The 13161-nt window shown below is 52.4% G+C and carries 20 protein-coding genes; 2 read left to right on the top strand and 18 right to left on the bottom strand.

Features of this window, described 5'->3' with window-relative positions:
- Positions 1-144: 144 nt before the first annotated feature.
- The 7 genes from AC6F7T_RS11910 to AC6F7T_RS11880 all read right to left on the bottom strand — a co-directional run bounded on the left by AC6F7T_RS11910 (position 145) and on the right by AC6F7T_RS11880 (position 4904).
- Positions 145-588 (bottom strand): helix-hairpin-helix domain-containing protein, encoded by a 444-nt coding sequence (locus AC6F7T_RS11910; protein WP_500719131.1) that lies wholly within the window; start codon positions 586-588, stop codon positions 145-147.
- Positions 566-736 carry a hypothetical protein gene (locus tag AC6F7T_RS11905; protein WP_500719129.1) on the bottom strand — a complete coding sequence of 57 codons (171 nt, stop codon included), beginning with the start codon at positions 734-736 and terminating at the stop codon, positions 566-568. Before AC6F7T_RS11905 ends, AC6F7T_RS11910 begins: the two co-directional genes overlap by 23 nt.
- Positions 733-1230, bottom strand: coding sequence for a CYTH domain-containing protein (locus tag AC6F7T_RS11900; protein WP_500719128.1), 498 nt, complete (start codon positions 1228-1230; stop codon positions 733-735). Before AC6F7T_RS11900 ends, AC6F7T_RS11905 begins: the two co-directional genes overlap by 4 nt.
- On the bottom strand, positions 1230-1982 hold the full coding sequence (locus tag AC6F7T_RS11895; protein ID WP_500719126.1) for an AAA family ATPase: 753 nt from the start codon (positions 1980-1982) through the stop codon (positions 1230-1232). Before AC6F7T_RS11895 ends, AC6F7T_RS11900 begins: the two co-directional genes overlap by 1 nt.
- Positions 1979-3493 carry a CHAD domain-containing protein gene (locus AC6F7T_RS11890; RefSeq protein ID WP_500719124.1) on the bottom strand — a complete coding sequence of 505 codons (1515 nt, stop codon included), beginning with the start codon at positions 3491-3493 and terminating at the stop codon, positions 1979-1981. Before AC6F7T_RS11890 ends, AC6F7T_RS11895 begins: the two co-directional genes overlap by 4 nt.
- An 80-nt stretch (positions 3494-3573) precedes the next feature.
- On the bottom strand, positions 3574-4440 hold the full coding sequence (ppk2, locus tag AC6F7T_RS11885) for a polyphosphate kinase 2 (RefSeq protein ID WP_500719122.1): 867 nt from the start codon (positions 4438-4440) through the stop codon (positions 3574-3576).
- The gene (locus AC6F7T_RS11880) at positions 4437-4904 is read right to left on the bottom strand and encodes a histidine phosphatase family protein (protein ID WP_500719120.1); all 468 of its coding nucleotides are present in this window, start codon (positions 4902-4904) and stop codon (positions 4437-4439) included. Before AC6F7T_RS11880 ends, ppk2 begins: the two co-directional genes overlap by 4 nt.
- 107 nt (positions 4905-5011) lie before the next feature.
- Between AC6F7T_RS11880 and AC6F7T_RS11875 the strand changes: the two genes are divergently transcribed.
- Positions 5012-5152, top strand: coding sequence for a hypothetical protein (locus tag AC6F7T_RS11875; RefSeq protein WP_500719118.1), 141 nt, complete (start codon positions 5012-5014; stop codon positions 5150-5152).
- A gap of 143 nt (positions 5153-5295) precedes the next feature.
- Here the strand turns inward: AC6F7T_RS11875 and AC6F7T_RS11870 are convergent, their stop codons facing one another.
- The 3 genes from AC6F7T_RS11870 to AC6F7T_RS11860 all read right to left on the bottom strand — a co-directional run bounded on the left by AC6F7T_RS11870 (position 5296) and on the right by AC6F7T_RS11860 (position 6906).
- Complete coding sequence (locus AC6F7T_RS11870; protein ID WP_500719116.1) at positions 5296-5520, bottom strand: hypothetical protein; 225 nt, start codon at positions 5518-5520, stop codon at positions 5296-5298.
- A gap of 88 nt (positions 5521-5608) precedes the next feature.
- Entirely contained in the window at positions 5609-5836 is a 228-nt protein-coding gene (locus AC6F7T_RS11865) for a hypothetical protein (RefSeq protein ID WP_500719115.1), read from the bottom strand.
- Between the two features lie 584 nt (positions 5837-6420).
- Positions 6421-6906, bottom strand: a complete 486-nt coding sequence (locus AC6F7T_RS11860) for a histidine phosphatase family protein (RefSeq protein ID WP_500719113.1) — start codon at positions 6904-6906, stop codon at positions 6421-6423.
- Positions 6907-7024: 118 nt separating this feature from the next.
- Between AC6F7T_RS11860 and AC6F7T_RS11855 the strand changes: the two genes are divergently transcribed.
- Positions 7025-7207 (top strand): hypothetical protein, encoded by a 183-nt coding sequence (locus tag AC6F7T_RS11855; protein WP_500719111.1) that lies wholly within the window; start codon positions 7025-7027, stop codon positions 7205-7207.
- 9 nt (positions 7208-7216) lie between these two features.
- On the opposite strand, the gene AC6F7T_RS11850 is transcribed toward AC6F7T_RS11855, so the two are convergent.
- The 8 genes from AC6F7T_RS11850 to AC6F7T_RS11815 form a co-directional block, all read right to left on the bottom strand.
- Positions 7217-7822, bottom strand: a complete 606-nt coding sequence (locus tag AC6F7T_RS11850; RefSeq protein WP_500719109.1) for a methyltransferase domain-containing protein — start codon at positions 7820-7822, stop codon at positions 7217-7219.
- Between the two features lie 56 nt (positions 7823-7878).
- Entirely contained in the window at positions 7879-8277 is a 399-nt protein-coding gene (locus tag AC6F7T_RS11845; RefSeq protein WP_500719108.1) for a hypothetical protein, read from the bottom strand.
- 79 nt (positions 8278-8356) lie between these two features.
- Positions 8357-9568, bottom strand: coding sequence for a molybdenum cofactor synthesis domain-containing protein (locus AC6F7T_RS11840; RefSeq protein ID WP_500719106.1), 1212 nt, complete (start codon positions 9566-9568; stop codon positions 8357-8359).
- A gap of 19 nt (positions 9569-9587) precedes the next feature.
- Positions 9588-10253, bottom strand: a complete 666-nt coding sequence (locus tag AC6F7T_RS11835; protein WP_500719104.1) for an ATP-binding cassette domain-containing protein — start codon at positions 10251-10253, stop codon at positions 9588-9590.
- A 4-nt stretch (positions 10254-10257) separates the two neighbouring features.
- Entirely contained in the window at positions 10258-10944 is a 687-nt protein-coding gene (locus tag AC6F7T_RS11830) for an ABC transporter permease (RefSeq protein ID WP_500719103.1), read from the bottom strand.
- Between the two features lie 163 nt (positions 10945-11107).
- Complete coding sequence (locus tag AC6F7T_RS11825) at positions 11108-11944, bottom strand: ThiF family adenylyltransferase (protein WP_500719101.1); 837 nt, start codon at positions 11942-11944, stop codon at positions 11108-11110.
- 1 nt (position 11945) lies between these two features.
- Positions 11946-12173, bottom strand: coding sequence for a MoaD/ThiS family protein (locus AC6F7T_RS11820; RefSeq protein WP_500719099.1), 228 nt, complete (start codon positions 12171-12173; stop codon positions 11946-11948).
- Positions 12174-12238: 65 nt separating this feature from the next.
- Complete coding sequence (locus tag AC6F7T_RS11815) at positions 12239-12853, bottom strand: hypothetical protein (protein ID WP_500719097.1); 615 nt, start codon at positions 12851-12853, stop codon at positions 12239-12241.
- Positions 12854-13161: the final 308 nt, after the last annotated feature.

The following is a 13161-nucleotide window of genomic DNA, read 5'->3' as shown; positions in this document are numbered from 1 at the left end:
CATATGGTGAACGGCGAAACCCTGGAGGCCGCTATTCTCGAGTGGAACCACAGCCTGGAACCGGCCCACAGTTGAGCTGAAGAGAGAGTTAGCTGATCCGACCTGGGGGCGACTGCCCTCGCAGTGCGCCCGCGGGCGGCTCGGTTATTTCTTTTTTGAAGTCTTTTTCTTTGACCCGGACGATTTCTTTTTGTCCTTGCTCTTTTTGGCTTGAGTGGACTTCTTTTTATCTTCCTTCGCAGATTTTTTCTTCAGATCCTTGTTTTTCTCCTTGCTCTTCTTTTTCTTCTTCTCGACTTTTTTGTCCTTGTCTTTTTTGCTGGAGTTACCAGGCGGCACAGGAGTGTCTGCTACCGCAGCTCCGATCAATAGCCGGGCGGCCTCGATCACCTGCCCGGCACGGATACTATTGAATCCTTTGATGGCAGCCAGATCGCCAATTCGTTTAGCGGCGAGATCTTCAGCGCTGTGGATACCATGATCAGCCAGCAAAACAGCAGTGGTCGGACCGATTCCAGGGACTTTTTCGATGGATGTTGGCATGTGAATTCTCCTTGATGGTTGGTCAGCTCTGTTGGTGCTCCACAACAAACCTGCGGATAAAACGCCTGATCTCTCGTGCTGCGCTGGTGTCAAGCTCGTCGCATAAGGCGACAAATTGATCGCGTTCAGCCGTATTGATGCGGATCAGCAACTGACTGTCTTTTTTGCCATATTTTTTCTGTTTGCTACTCATACTACCTCGGCGGGTTGATGCATTGGCGACAGCCCTCTGGTCGCCAAGCTGGCATTGCTGTAGGTCGGGTCGTCGGTGACCTCCTTGCACGCAAAGACGGGCGGTACATAGTCACGGCCGGCGGCAACGCTAGTAAATTCCACTTCAAGCAGAATCAAAGAAGCCAGGGCCCCTGAGAACAGATCCAGTTCCAGGCAGTATCCGGACTGATCGATGGTATAGCGGGTTTTCTCAATGCGCCGCCCTACGGTCAGTGGCCAAAGCATCGCAAATAATTCCCTGTCGATGACTTTCTCCTGCTCTAGCCTTTCCAAACCCCGACCTTGTTTCAAGGTCATTGTCCAACGCCCGGCGCGGTTACGGATGCGCAGTTCCCTGTTATCTTCGAGAATCAGGTACCCCTGTTCGATCGTTTCTCCTGCATGGTTATCCAAAAAACCCGACGGCAGAGAAGACACCAGAAACTTCCGTTCGATTTCTGTCTGCTTCATCATCACAAATCCTTAAGCCGTTGTTCAATCTCCTGCCACAGCGCCAGATAGGCCCTGTTGGCCTGTCGCCCGCGGGCAAAGAGGTCGAGGGGGGCGCGATGGACCCCCATTCTTTCAACGTCGGTTGCATAGGGGATGGCGTGGCGCAGTATTCCCTTGTAGCGTCTGCGCATGGCAACGGCCGTATCCCGGTGCAGCTGCTTGCGCGCATCGACCATGGAGAAAAACGGCAGAAGCTTTTTGCGGTCATAGTCCTTGTCTTTGAAAAATCGCACCAGCTGATCATAAGTGCGTTCCGATAATGGCGTAGGAATCACCGGCACCAGAATCAGATCGGCGGCGACAAAGATATTCTCGGCCAATCGACTGACGGAGGGTGGGCAGTCAAGCAAGATCAGATCGTAGTCGTGACTGATTTTTTTCAACAGGCGCCGCAGTACCGTTTCTTTGGAATCCGTCTGTTTTAACAGAATATCGAGATTGCGCAGGGATCGTTGGGCCGGAATAAGATCCAGATTGGAATAGTCACTTTCCTTGATGTGTGCCAGCAGCGCATCAGCAGCTTCAAGGGTCTGCTTTTTCCATTTGCTATCGTCCCCCGGGCGCACTCGAAAATAAAAGGAAGAGGCCCCCTGGGGATCAAGGTCAAGCAACAGGGTTCGCTGTCCTGATTGTGCCGCCCGGTAGGCCAGATTGACAGCGGCAGCGGTTTTGCCGACCCCGCCCTTGAAGCTGTAACAGGCAACTATTTTCATGATCCACCATCCTGTGCCGCTGCATCTGTAAATAGTTTTTGAAACTGTTCGGCGATCTCGGTGTCGGAAAAAGCCGCTATCATGTCAACCACCTGCCCCCGCTCATGTTGTTGTTTGCTGTAAAGTACGGCGATCAGTCCGCTGATGGCATCCCGCTCGGCGGTTTTTATTCCAGCACCGCGCAGCAAAGACTCAAGGAATAAGCATTGAGAGGAATAATCATTAAAACGTCCGAGGTTGTCCTGTAATTTTTTCAGTGCCTTGATCAATTGCCGCACCTGATCGTATGCAAAGAGTTCGGCAAACAGCTCAAGCAGATACCTCAACTTTTTGGCTTCGATGCGTACTTCATGAACCCGGTCGTCGGGGGTTGTTGCGTCAATGCGGGCGTCATGTCGCTTGATCTTGCGATATTGCGACAAGATTTTGCGACTGACCCGCTTTTTGATCGCAGTACCGGAACGCGGGGCAGAGAGATCCGGTGGCTCTTTTAGCCGCTGCTCAAGTTGCTGGGCGGTTTCAAGATATTCTTCCTGTTTGAGGGTTGCCGTGACCTTGCACCAGACCTTCCGGCGACGGCCCCTCAAGCGTTTAAACAGCCCCTCAAGCCCGGGGTGGAAATGTGCCGGCAGCATGGCACGGTAGCCATCCTGATCAAGCAGAAAAACATCAAGGTCACGCAATTGATTGGTGGTTTTTGCCATGCTCTTCAATGGTTTTTGGATGGCGCAATAAAGCTGAGGGGTGAGTTCTTTTTTAAACAGGCTGAGTAACGATCGCCCTTTGCGTAGGTTAACCCGGTACTGATGGGTAAATTCGCTATCGATGTCGGCGATCAGCCCTTCTTCCTGTTGCCGTGCCAGGCTTAATAGCTCCGCTACCATTCTCAGAACGATTTCCGCTGTCGGCAGATCCGGGTTGACGTGAAACCCAGGTTTGGTCGCAGGAGGGTTCGGGTTCAGGCCGCAGCGTTGGAGCAGAAACTTGCGGGTGATTGCTGACGGGCAGGTCCTGGTTACGGGGTTGAGGCCATTGACAAGAGCTTGCACCTCCTGATTGTAACCCCGCAGTGCGTGTATTTTCAGAAAAGAGGGCGGCGCTGGTGTGGTGTCAACAAGGTGGTAAAGGGTGGCGCGGGCAACAATTTTATCATCGCTGTTCAGAAAGGCCAGCGGCTGCTCCTGCCAGCGACTGTTGAATTGAGGAAGCAGAGCGCGTACCGAGACCAGGGGTTTCAAAGCGCTGAAAAGGGGGTCTTTCAGCTGTGCGATAAGGGATGGCCAACGCTTGGCAGGGACAGCCACGCTCAGTTGATCGTCGCGATCATAGAGCTCCAGGCCGTTGCCGGCGACATGTACCAGCACCTGTCCGGACATCCAGATCGACCAGTCGACTGTGTCGAGGACTGTCAGTTGGCGCGGTTCAGGGTTTTCCGCGCAAACCCTCATTCTGGTCAGCTGTTCCAGATCTGCGAGCGGAAGTGATTGTTTAAGCTCAAGATAATGATTCACAATGGGCTACCTGCGAAAAAGTATATACATTGTATAGCTAAATTGGTAGTGAAACGGCAACATTTTTCGTATCACAGCCATTAGTAGATTTCCGGTACATACCGGGGTTCGTCAATAACCGGGCGCTCATAACCGATTTCCGGCGGGCGTCGTGGCAATTCAACCGGTCCCGGCGTCAGATCTTCGTAGTCAAACATGCTCAGCAAATGGGAGATAACATTAAGGCGGGCGCGTTTTTTGACATCGCCATCAACTTGATACCAGGGGGCTTCACTGATGTTGGTGTGGACGAACATCTCATCACGGGCGATGCTGTAATCGACCCAGCGGGAGCGTGATTTCAGATCGATGTCGCTCAGCTTCCAGCGCTTGATGGGGTCGGCGTTGCGGGCATGGAAGCGTTTTTCCTGCTCTTCGTTGCAGATGGAGAACCAGTATTTGATCAGCACAATGCCGCTGCGTACCAGCATCCGCTCAAATTCCGGGCAGGAGCGCATGAATTCCCGATATTCGGACTCGGTGCAAAAGCCCATGACCCGCTCGACCCCGGCGCGGTTGTACCAGCTGCGGTCGAACAGCACCAGTTCACCCCCGGCGGGAAGATGCTCAACGTAACGCTGGAAGTACCACTGACTGCGCTCCCGCTCGGTCGGGGCCGGCAGAGCCACAACCCGGGTAATGCGCGGATTGAGGGGCTCGGTGATGCGGGTGATGGCACCCCCCTTGCCGGCGGCGTCGCGTCCTTCGAAGAGTACCACCACTTTGAGCTTTTTCTGGCGAACCCACTCCTGTAGCTTCACCAGCTCAATCTGTAGACGCTTGAGTTCTTGCTGGTAGGTTTTGTTGTCGATGGACTTAAGGGGAACCAAACGCTTGCCACTGTCGCGTTGATATTTGCGTCGCTGCTTGCTTTTCTGCTCTTTGGGGAAGGTGTTGTCCTGGCTCATACGCCCTCCTTCTTGGGATAATCGTAATATCTCAGACGCGCACAACCCGGCGTCAGGGCTGACCAGTCGGTTAGTTCCAGGGTCAGCTCCAGCACGGCACAGGTGGGTAGCCATTCGGGAGCCGGAGGGTAGAGCCACCGTCCGATCAGGGCGATCTGGTCGACGTCAGGCAGGTTGCGCACCACCTCAATCAGTGTTGTCAGGGAAGCGTCATAAATGCTCCGGTCATAGGAAACTACAGCCTCAGGCAAGTCAAGGCCTTTGGCCGGCAAGCGGGTGGTTTCAAGGGCACGCCGGGTCGGACTGCTGAGTAAATAGTCCGGGGTGCTACCACGTTCGACTATGCGTTTGGCCATCCGTGGTGCCGTTTTGTTGCCGCGCCGGTTAAGGGGGCGATCAACATCACGTTCGGCGTCACTGGTCCAGTCCGATTTGGCGTGGCGGATCAAGGTCAGTTTTTTCATGCTCAACCCCCTAAAAGTAGGCTCGGCCAGTTTCCCCCTCCTCAGAGATTTACAGAAACAATGATGCACTAACTATCCAAATGAAATCCAAGTAATTCGCCGAGGGCTTGGTAGAGTGTACAACCTGCGGCAGTTCCTGGTCGATCAATCATGGTCATGCTGAAATGGTTGTCGATGCCCATCCCGGGAGTTTTCTGGAAGGGCAAACCGTCTGTGTTGAGGCTGACGATTACGTGTGGGTGGAATAACCACCCTTTTTTTGAATTTAGGGAGATATGTTATGGAAGCACTGAACGTTAATGTCGCTGGTTCCACGGGGCCAGCAACAAGGGCAGGTGACTTCGATGAGGCCACCTGCCCTTGTTGGCAAATCAGCGGGTGAAATGTCAGCTTAGTTTTTTGCGGCTACAGTCTTGCGTGAGCCCTGGGCGACAGCTTTGGTCAGGCCGAACAGCACCAGAATCGCCGGTACCAGCTGGGCGACAATAATCAGCGCACAGAAACCGACAAACAAAAGAACCAGTAATCCGCTGCTGTAGGTAACCGCGGTATCAACGGCAAAGGCTGGAGCAGCAAGAATCAAGACAACGGCGAGGGATGATAATAATGATTTCATGAGGTTTCTCCTTATTGATGAAAAGGTTCAGCTTCAGGCACCTGATGATTAGTGACCGGTGCCTGAAGTTCATGTGCTCGTCAAGATGTTAACTTTTTACCTTGATAGCTTCACGGTCACGTCCGAACAGGCCCCTGAGAATTCCGACCATCATCAGGGTCGCCGGTACCAGTTGGAATACAATAATCAGGGCAAAAAAGCCCAGGAATAAAGAGACCAGCAGACTTCCTTCTCCAGCACCGGTGGCCCCGGCAGCAAAGGCAGAAGAAGAAAAGGTCAACAGGGCGATCAGGGCATTACGTAATGTGGTTTTCATGATGTCCTCCTATGGCAAGCTGCTGAAGATCAGCATGCTGTGTTGTTGACTTGCTATAAAGCAGGGACCGTGCCAACATCTGGAAATTTCTCTGCGAAAGGCTTCAACTAGCTGAAATTATTCAGTGGAAGATTTTTGAGTAGGGGATGGGAGGGGTCTGTTGCGCATTGTCCTTCTGAGGATGTATATAGGCAAAATATACAGGCAAGGCACCAGGATGCCCCAGGATGGTTCACTATTGAAGTCTAACTTGTTGATACTTAAGAAAAATATCGATGTATAAAATAATCAGATGTTTTTTTTGTACACTGCTATTTTTCTGAGAAGTCCTCTCCTGAACCAATGTCATGCCTCTTTTCGCTGTTCAGGCCGGTCGACAAATAATCAGTATCTTTCCGGCACATAGTCAGGTTCGTTTATTTTCCGGCGAACCCATTCCTGAAGCTTGACCAGCTCAATCTGCAGGCGTTTAAGTTGTTTTTTATTGATGCTTTTCTGCGACAGGCAAGGTTCACCGCTATCACGCTCATATTTGCGCCGCTGTTGGTGTTTCGCGCCCTTGGATTACACATCAGCACCTCCTTCTAGTGCTTTGGATAATCGTAACCAGCCAGGGTCGCGCAACCGGGTGTGACCGCAGCCCAGTCATCAACAGCAAGTTCGAGTTCCAGCACTGCACAGGTCGGCAGCCACTCGGGAGCCTGCGGGCATAGCCACAGGCCAAGATGACTAAGGCCGGGGTTATGGCCAATCAGTGCAATATGCTCTGGGGCGGACAGTTGACGTATAATGTCTATCAATGTCGCCAGAGAGGCTTCATAAATATTGCGGTGGAAGATAATCTGCTCTTGCGCCAACTCAAGTCCTTGCGCCAGCAATGTAGCTGTTTCGGCCGCTCGCTGTGCCGGGCTGCTGACCAGCAGATCAGGCACGCTACCGCATTTAAGGATGCGTCCGGCCATCATCGTGGCCGCCTTGTTGCCCCGCCGGTTGAGTGGGCGCTCAAAGTCGCTTGCCGCACCACTACTCCAGTCTGACTTGGCGTGGCGAATCAGGGTAAGCTTTTTCATCTAAATCTCCCGCGGTGATCAGTAGTTCTTGCAGCTTCTGACCTTTTTGGTTAATTTTAGCATTGAATCTCATAGGCCGTGTTTTATTCAACCTATTCACACATTGAAAGGTTAGCAGATGAGCTGTTTAAAGGGTAAATCCGACGTAAAAAAAACCAAGGCCAAGTTTGTCTGCAAAAAATGTGATGCCCTTACCCGGGACAAGGATGAAGTCTGTAAGCCGGAAAAGCTAGAAAAGGCAAAAGAGCCGAAAAAAGACGGGAAAAAAGCTAAGGATAAGAAAAAAACTCCCAAGGGATGACAGCTGCTGCTAACAGATACGGCTGAACACCGCCATCTGCGTTGAACCTCCCAACCTCATATCTACCTCACCGATGTCGGAAAAGGTCACCTGATAACCATTGCGTTCGGCGACTCCTTGCGCCCAGCGGCGAAATTTTTGCCGGTCCCACTCGAATTGATGATCAGGATGGCGAAATCGCCCTGGAACCATGCCGTGGAGGGGGTTATATTCGCTGTTGGGGGTGGTGATCAGAACCGTCTGCGGGGCATAACCGGAAAACACGGCACGCTCCACTAATGATAACCGCCCCGGCGCCACATGTTCGATGGTTTCGACCAGTGCAACGGCGTCAAACCCCTTTAGCTCATCAATAAAGTCAGTGAATGAAGCCTGATATAGGGTCAGCCGGGTGCCATCCGCCTGATGCCGGTGAAGAGCCAGTTGATACCGGGCTTCCTGCAGCACCTCCTGCGAGGTATCAATCCCAACAATGCGGCGAAACTGCGGCTGCTTGGCCAGCAGCAGCAGCAACTCTCCCGGGCCACAACCCAGATCCAGTACCGTCACGGCCCCACTGCCGCAGAGGGCTTCAACCACCGTATCGAGGCGTTCTTTATGCAGAAGAGTGACCATCGGGGTCCGTTGTAAAGGTTAGCGGCCATGCAGATCTGGTGCCGCACAGATTGTTTTTATTCGAGCAGATCCTGAGGTGAATACACAACTTTGCCATGTAACAGAGAATAGTAGCGAATCCAGCCTGGCGCGTGTGACATGAAACCGGAGATGGCAATCACCACAATCAGGATGATAATGGTGTGTTGCAGGGCGAAATGCAATGCCAATAACAGCAGCAATTTCAGATAGACAGCAAAACCCCTTAACTGAACAAACCAGATCCAGCCGGAATAGGCTTCCATCCCGACCAGGACAACACCCGAAATCATGGTCAGATAAAAATACGTCGGCTCCGATGCCCTAAACATGGCGGCACCGAACATTCCCGCCATACCGATCAGGTGAATGGTCCTGACCGCGACCTTGGTCAACCGCCGTACGCTGTTATCGGGAAGATCTTTCAGAAAGGACATAAAGGAGACGGCCTCTTAAATGAATGATCTGAAACAAGGCGGACGAAACAGGTCGGCGGATTCTGTCCCACGCAACCGATCAAGTTGGTTCAACCTCGCTAAAAAGCACTACGTCGACCTTGTCGCCCGCATCAACGGTGCCCTGCGCTTCAGGCAGTACGGCAATACCATTGGCGCGCAACGATGTACGCAGGATGGCGGTATTCTGATCGCCTGAACTTTCAGCAATCAACTGCCGCCCATCGCTGAAAACCCGCACGCGATAAAACTCCAGGCGTCCTTTTTTCTTCATATGCGAACCGGCAAAGACAGCCTGGACCCGAGCTCGAAACAGCTGTTGATGCCCTATCATCTTTAGCAAAGCAGGGCGCACCAGCATTTCAAAGATGACCATACTCGACACCGGGTTGCCCGGCAGGGAGAATATCGGACGACCCTGGTGGGTTCCAAAAGCCGTCGGCTTGCCCGGTTTGATGTTGATTTTCGAGAACAGTCGCCTGACGCCGAACTCCTCCAGTACATCATTAACCAGATCGAGGTCACCCATGGAAATGCCGGCCGTGGTAATTAAGACGTCAGCATCACGGCTATCATTGAGTTTTTCCATCAGGCTTTCGCGAGAATCTCGGGCAATGCCGAGAAGGCAGGGAATGCCGCCAATGTCGCGTACGGCCGCAGCAAGGGAGTAGGCATTGCTATTAACAATCTGTCCGGGACCGACACTGTCACCGGGTTCAACCAGTTCATCGCCGGTAGACAGAATGGCAACCCGCACTCGACGATATACCTCGATGAAAGGCATGCCGAAGGTCGCCAGAACATTGATTTCCGGGGGTCTTAAAAGGGTCCCGGCAGTCAGTGTCAGATCACCTTTACGGATATCTTCTCCGCGCATCCGAATATGTCTGCCCAATCGGATTTTCCCTTTGATAATCAGCTTACCGTCAGTTTCTTCGGTTTCTTCAATGGGGACAATGGCGGCACAGGCTTCCGGAGTGGGGGCCCCGGTCATAATCCGTACAGCGGTGCCGGGCTTGACCGTCATGCCGATGGCGCTGCAGCCGGCAGGCAAATAACCATCTATGATCAGGGGTACCGGAGATTCACAATCAGCGGCATTCAGGGCGAAGCCGTCCATGGCTGAGTTATTCCAGAGCGGCAGGTCGGCAGGCGCGTGGATATCTTGTGCCAGCACCCGGCCGGATGCCTCTGATAAAGCCACCAACTCGGTCGGCAGCAACGACACAGTTTCGAGGATTAACCTGGAGGCAGAAGCAAAGCTCTCAGCCATTTATATCTCTCCGTGTTGTTCAGATCCGCAGACATGCTGCAGTGGGTTGAGTCGGCAATATACCATTGTTGATGCATAGCAGCTCGGCACCTATACGTTCTGCCTGAAACCGGTCATGGGTAGAAAAAACAACGGTGACGCCATATTTTGGCAGCCTTGCCAGCAGCCCTTCAAAAGCCGGTTGGCTGTTACCGTCGATATTAGCTGTTGGTTCATCCAGCAGCAACAGGTCAGGTTTTAATATCAGGGCGCGCGCCAGAGCTACCTTCTGGGTCTCACCGGAAGAAAGCTCTTTGGCTTGACGTCGTTCAAAGCCCTCGAGTCCGACAATGGACAGGGTTAAGGTAATCCGTCGCGCCTGTTCTTCGCGGGCAACTCCCCGCAGTTTGAGCCCGTAGGCAAGATTATCGCTGACCGTGCCCTGAAACAGATAGGGTGACTGCTCAACATAGGTGACTTTTTTACGCAATTGATCCGGATCCCTGGTGGTTGAACCGGGAAACCGAACAGCTCCACGCTGGGGATCGATTAACAGGGCCATTATTCTCAGCAAGGTGCTCTTGCCGGCGCCGTTAGCTCCGGTCAAAGCATAAACCCGCTTTGGAAAAAGCTCCAGATACTCCACAGACAAACGAAAATCACCACGACCAAAGAGAATCTGCTTCAACGTCACAACCGGTTCCATCGTCTCACCTTTGCTGTAACATGTTCAGAAACAGGTTGACAATCAATGCCACAGAGAGCAGGACAAGACCTAAAGACAGACCAAAAACAAATTCTCCTTTGCTGGTTTCAAGCGCAATAGCGGTGGTCATGGTGCGGGTTGAACCACGGATATTGCCGCCCAGCATCATCGCTACGCCGACTTCGGCAATCACTCTTCCGAATCCCGCGATCAGCGCTGCCATAACGCCAAACCGGATTTCTCTGATCAACTGGACCGAAGCCTGTAAATGCGTTGCACCCAGCGTTCTGGCCGTATCAATAACACGGTGATCGGCGCCATTGACACAGGCAAGAACATAATTGGCGACAATGGGTATGGCCAGAACTGTCTGCCCGGCAATCATCGCCACGGGAGTAAACAGCAGCCCGAGTTCGCCCAACGGCCCCTGCCGGCTGAACAGGCCGAACAACACCAGACCGATGACCACCGTCGGCATCGCCATCAGGGTATTGAGCAGGGTAATCAGCACCCTGCGTCCGGGAAACCGCCGCAAGCCAAGCCACAAACCGACAGGGATACCAAGAGCCGCCGCAATGACAATGGCAACGCAGGCAGTATAAAGGGAGGTCCAGACAGCAAGCTGAACCTCCCGATCAAAACTGAAAATCAATTCGACAGCCGCAAACAGGGAGTCGGACAAATAGTTCACGCATACCTCTTAGTGCGTATAAAAGAGTTGATCTCCGGCCATCTGAAAACTGTTGATGAACTCTTGTCGACTCTCCGAGGTCATAAAGTCAAGGGATTTCTGAGCAAAGACCTGCTTGATGCGGGGTGCCGTGCGGGACAAACCATGATGACCACAGTCGCTTTCATTGCACCGGAATGTCATCAAACTGCATTTGCAGCAAATCCACTGACAATATCCGCTCGTCCAACAGCCCTCCCTGTCCGAGTAGAACCTTGCAGACTTCCGCTGCTTGAAAACTTCCCACAACCGCTGGAGTAAAGGACGGATTGCCGAATGTCGACTCGATCCCCTTACCTGCTGTCCAGTTGGCGTAGAGCTTTTGCATGGTGCCTTGACCTGGTTTGATGCAACCCACCTGACCAAACCAGCCGGCAATCGCGCCATACACCAGAGGAACCTCAACCTGATGGCAGATCTGTTCAAGATCAAGGCGGCCCTTGACATTGTCGATAGCGTCAACCACAACGTCGACGCCGCTCAGGATGTCGACACCGTTGTCTCTTCCCACAATAACCTGCCGCGGTTCGACCTTAACAGCGGGATTGATCTCTGTAACCCGACTGACAGCTGCGGCCACCTTGGAAGTTCCGAGATTAGCGATTGTTGATAGCAGTTGCCGGTTCAGGTTGTGCTCTTCAAAAACATCCGAATCGATTACCCGCAACCGACCGACACCCAGCCGTGCCAGTTCTTCGATGACATAACCACCCAGACCGCCGCAACCTACCACGGCCACCCGTGATTTTAACAGCTGGAGCTGCTGTGTTATTGAGATCATGTGACGGTTACGCTGGTAACGAGCGGGGAGAAAACCGGACTGCATGATAAGTTCGTCAGCTTCGCTGCAGGTTACACCAAACAGATCCATCAATTTCAGCTGATTCGGCCAGGAAACGAGATCGCCCTCAGCGTGCCCGGAAAAAAAATCCTTCAGTTGTTCAAGGTCAATATTTTTCATTTTATCCCCCTCCGACCAGGGGGAAAATCGCCAGGACATCATTATCGGCAAGCTGCCGTTGTAAATCGACATGCACTGAATTCAACAACAGAATGCCAATTTCCGTTTCCGGTATCTTCAACTCCCTGACAACATCGGCAACTGTCGTTGCTGGTGGATACTCCCGGATCTCGCGATCAAAGCGGTCAATGCGAAATGAGGCAAAAAGTTTAACCGTAACCTGTATCATGGTACTCCTCCGCTCATGGGGATCATATATGGGTGCGAGGTGGGAAAGGGAAAGTAAGGAAAGGTTCAGTCTTTCCAGACTACCTTTAATAAAACCGTCTGTTGAGGGGCCAGGGTTGTCAGCAGTTTCCCCCCCAGCTCAGCACATGGGTACAGTTGGCTATTCAGAGCAAAAGAATCGCAACCGTCCCGGAATGAAGAAGCTCCTTCATCCAACAATGTGATCAGCTCAGCTCCTGAAAGAAGAACCCCCCTTTCCAACAACAAAGGGCCGACCTCTTGCATGAGCATATTGAACAGCTTGATTTTAACCTTGCCCGCGCCAATCGTAGCTGTCTGTGTCGGATGATAGGTAATTTCGCCACGCATGGCGGCCAGATGTCCGCCACGACGCATGGTCGAACCGACCAAACCAGGCATGGCTGATGACAGGGCCAGGGTTGATCCATCTTTGACAATTGACGCAGCTGCATCATCAATTGCCTTGCCATCGAGAAACAGGGTCGTAATCCGATCCGTCACATAAGCTTCAGCGATACCGAGCTGGTTATTCAAGAGTTTCATAACGTTATCGCCGGTTATCACCGGCAACCAGACACCCCGTTGCAGCAGCGGATAAAATTCGCTGATCAAGTGTGCTTTAAGGGTTAACTGTAAATTCAGATCGGTAGCAGCTTGCATCGTCGGCCCTTCTTTAAAAAATATGTAATTATTCAGCTCTATCCTTGCGCAGGGCCTTTGGATCCTGTGGCAAGGGTGTTTGTCGCCATGGACGGCGACAACAAGCGGTCATGGATGACCCAACGGGAAACAATCGCGTCCCTTGATATAGAAACCCCGATCCGGTACTGAATAGATACAAAAATATATAAATAGCAATCTGTTAAAAAAACCGGGGCCGTTAACGCGCCCCGGTCTTTTTTCTGTCAGAAATCAGATGATATCAGCTCCAGTTGTAAAGCTCGTCAAGCTCTTCATCCTTGACCGCA

The sequence above is a fragment of the Pelovirga sp. genome, assembly GCF_059864205.1.
Note: the sequence above shows the minus strand (reverse complement) of the source record. Positions and strands in the feature narration are given on the sequence as shown.

Bases quoted from the DNA above. Each gene is read 5' to 3' on its own strand.
- AC6F7T_RS11880 (WP_500719120.1), bottom strand. From the start codon at position 4,904: ATGAAAAAACTGACCTTGATCCGCCACGCCAAATCGGACTGGACCAGT.
- AC6F7T_RS11855 (WP_500719111.1), top strand. From the start codon at position 7,025: ATGAGCTGTTTAAAGGGTAAATCCGACGTAAAAAAAACCAAGGCCAAG.
- AC6F7T_RS11900 (WP_500719128.1), bottom strand. From the start codon at position 1,230: ATGATGAAGCAGACAGAAATCGAACGGAAGTTTCTGGTGTCTTCTCTG.
- AC6F7T_RS11860 (WP_500719113.1), bottom strand. From the start codon at position 6,906: ATGAAAAAGCTTACCCTGATTCGCCACGCCAAGTCAGACTGGAGTAGT.
- AC6F7T_RS11895 (WP_500719126.1), bottom strand. From the start codon at position 1,982: ATGAAAATAGTTGCCTGTTACAGCTTCAAGGGCGGGGTCGGCAAAACC.
- AC6F7T_RS11825 (WP_500719101.1), bottom strand. From the start codon at position 11,944: ATGAAAAATATTGACCTTGAACAACTGAAGGATTTTTTTTCCGGGCAC.
- AC6F7T_RS11870 (WP_500719116.1), bottom strand. From the start codon at position 5,520: ATGAAATCATTATTATCATCCCTCGCCGTTGTCTTGATTCTTGCTGCT.
- AC6F7T_RS11850 (WP_500719109.1), bottom strand. From the start codon at position 7,822: ATGGTCACTCTTCTGCATAAAGAACGCCTCGATACGGTGGTTGAAGCC.
- ppk2 (WP_500719122.1), bottom strand. From the start codon at position 4,440: ATGAGCCAGGACAACACCTTCCCCAAAGAGCAGAAAAGCAAGCAGCGA.
- AC6F7T_RS11815 (WP_500719097.1), bottom strand. From the start codon at position 12,853: ATGCAAGCTGCTACCGATCTGAATTTACAGTTAACCCTTAAAGCACAC.
- AC6F7T_RS11820 (WP_500719099.1), bottom strand. From the start codon at position 12,173: ATGATACAGGTTACGGTTAAACTTTTTGCCTCATTTCGCATTGACCGC.
- AC6F7T_RS11835 (WP_500719104.1), bottom strand. From the start codon at position 10,253: ATGGAACCGGTTGTGACGTTGAAGCAGATTCTCTTTGGTCGTGGTGAT.
- AC6F7T_RS11845 (WP_500719108.1), bottom strand. From the start codon at position 8,277: ATGTCCTTTCTGAAAGATCTTCCCGATAACAGCGTACGGCGGTTGACC.
- AC6F7T_RS11840 (WP_500719106.1), bottom strand. From the start codon at position 9,568: ATGGCTGAGAGCTTTGCTTCTGCCTCCAGGTTAATCCTCGAAACTGTG.
- AC6F7T_RS11905 (WP_500719129.1), bottom strand. From the start codon at position 736: ATGAGTAGCAAACAGAAAAAATATGGCAAAAAAGACAGTCAGTTGCTG.
- AC6F7T_RS11865 (WP_500719115.1), bottom strand. From the start codon at position 5,836: ATGAAAACCACATTACGTAATGCCCTGATCGCCCTGTTGACCTTTTCT.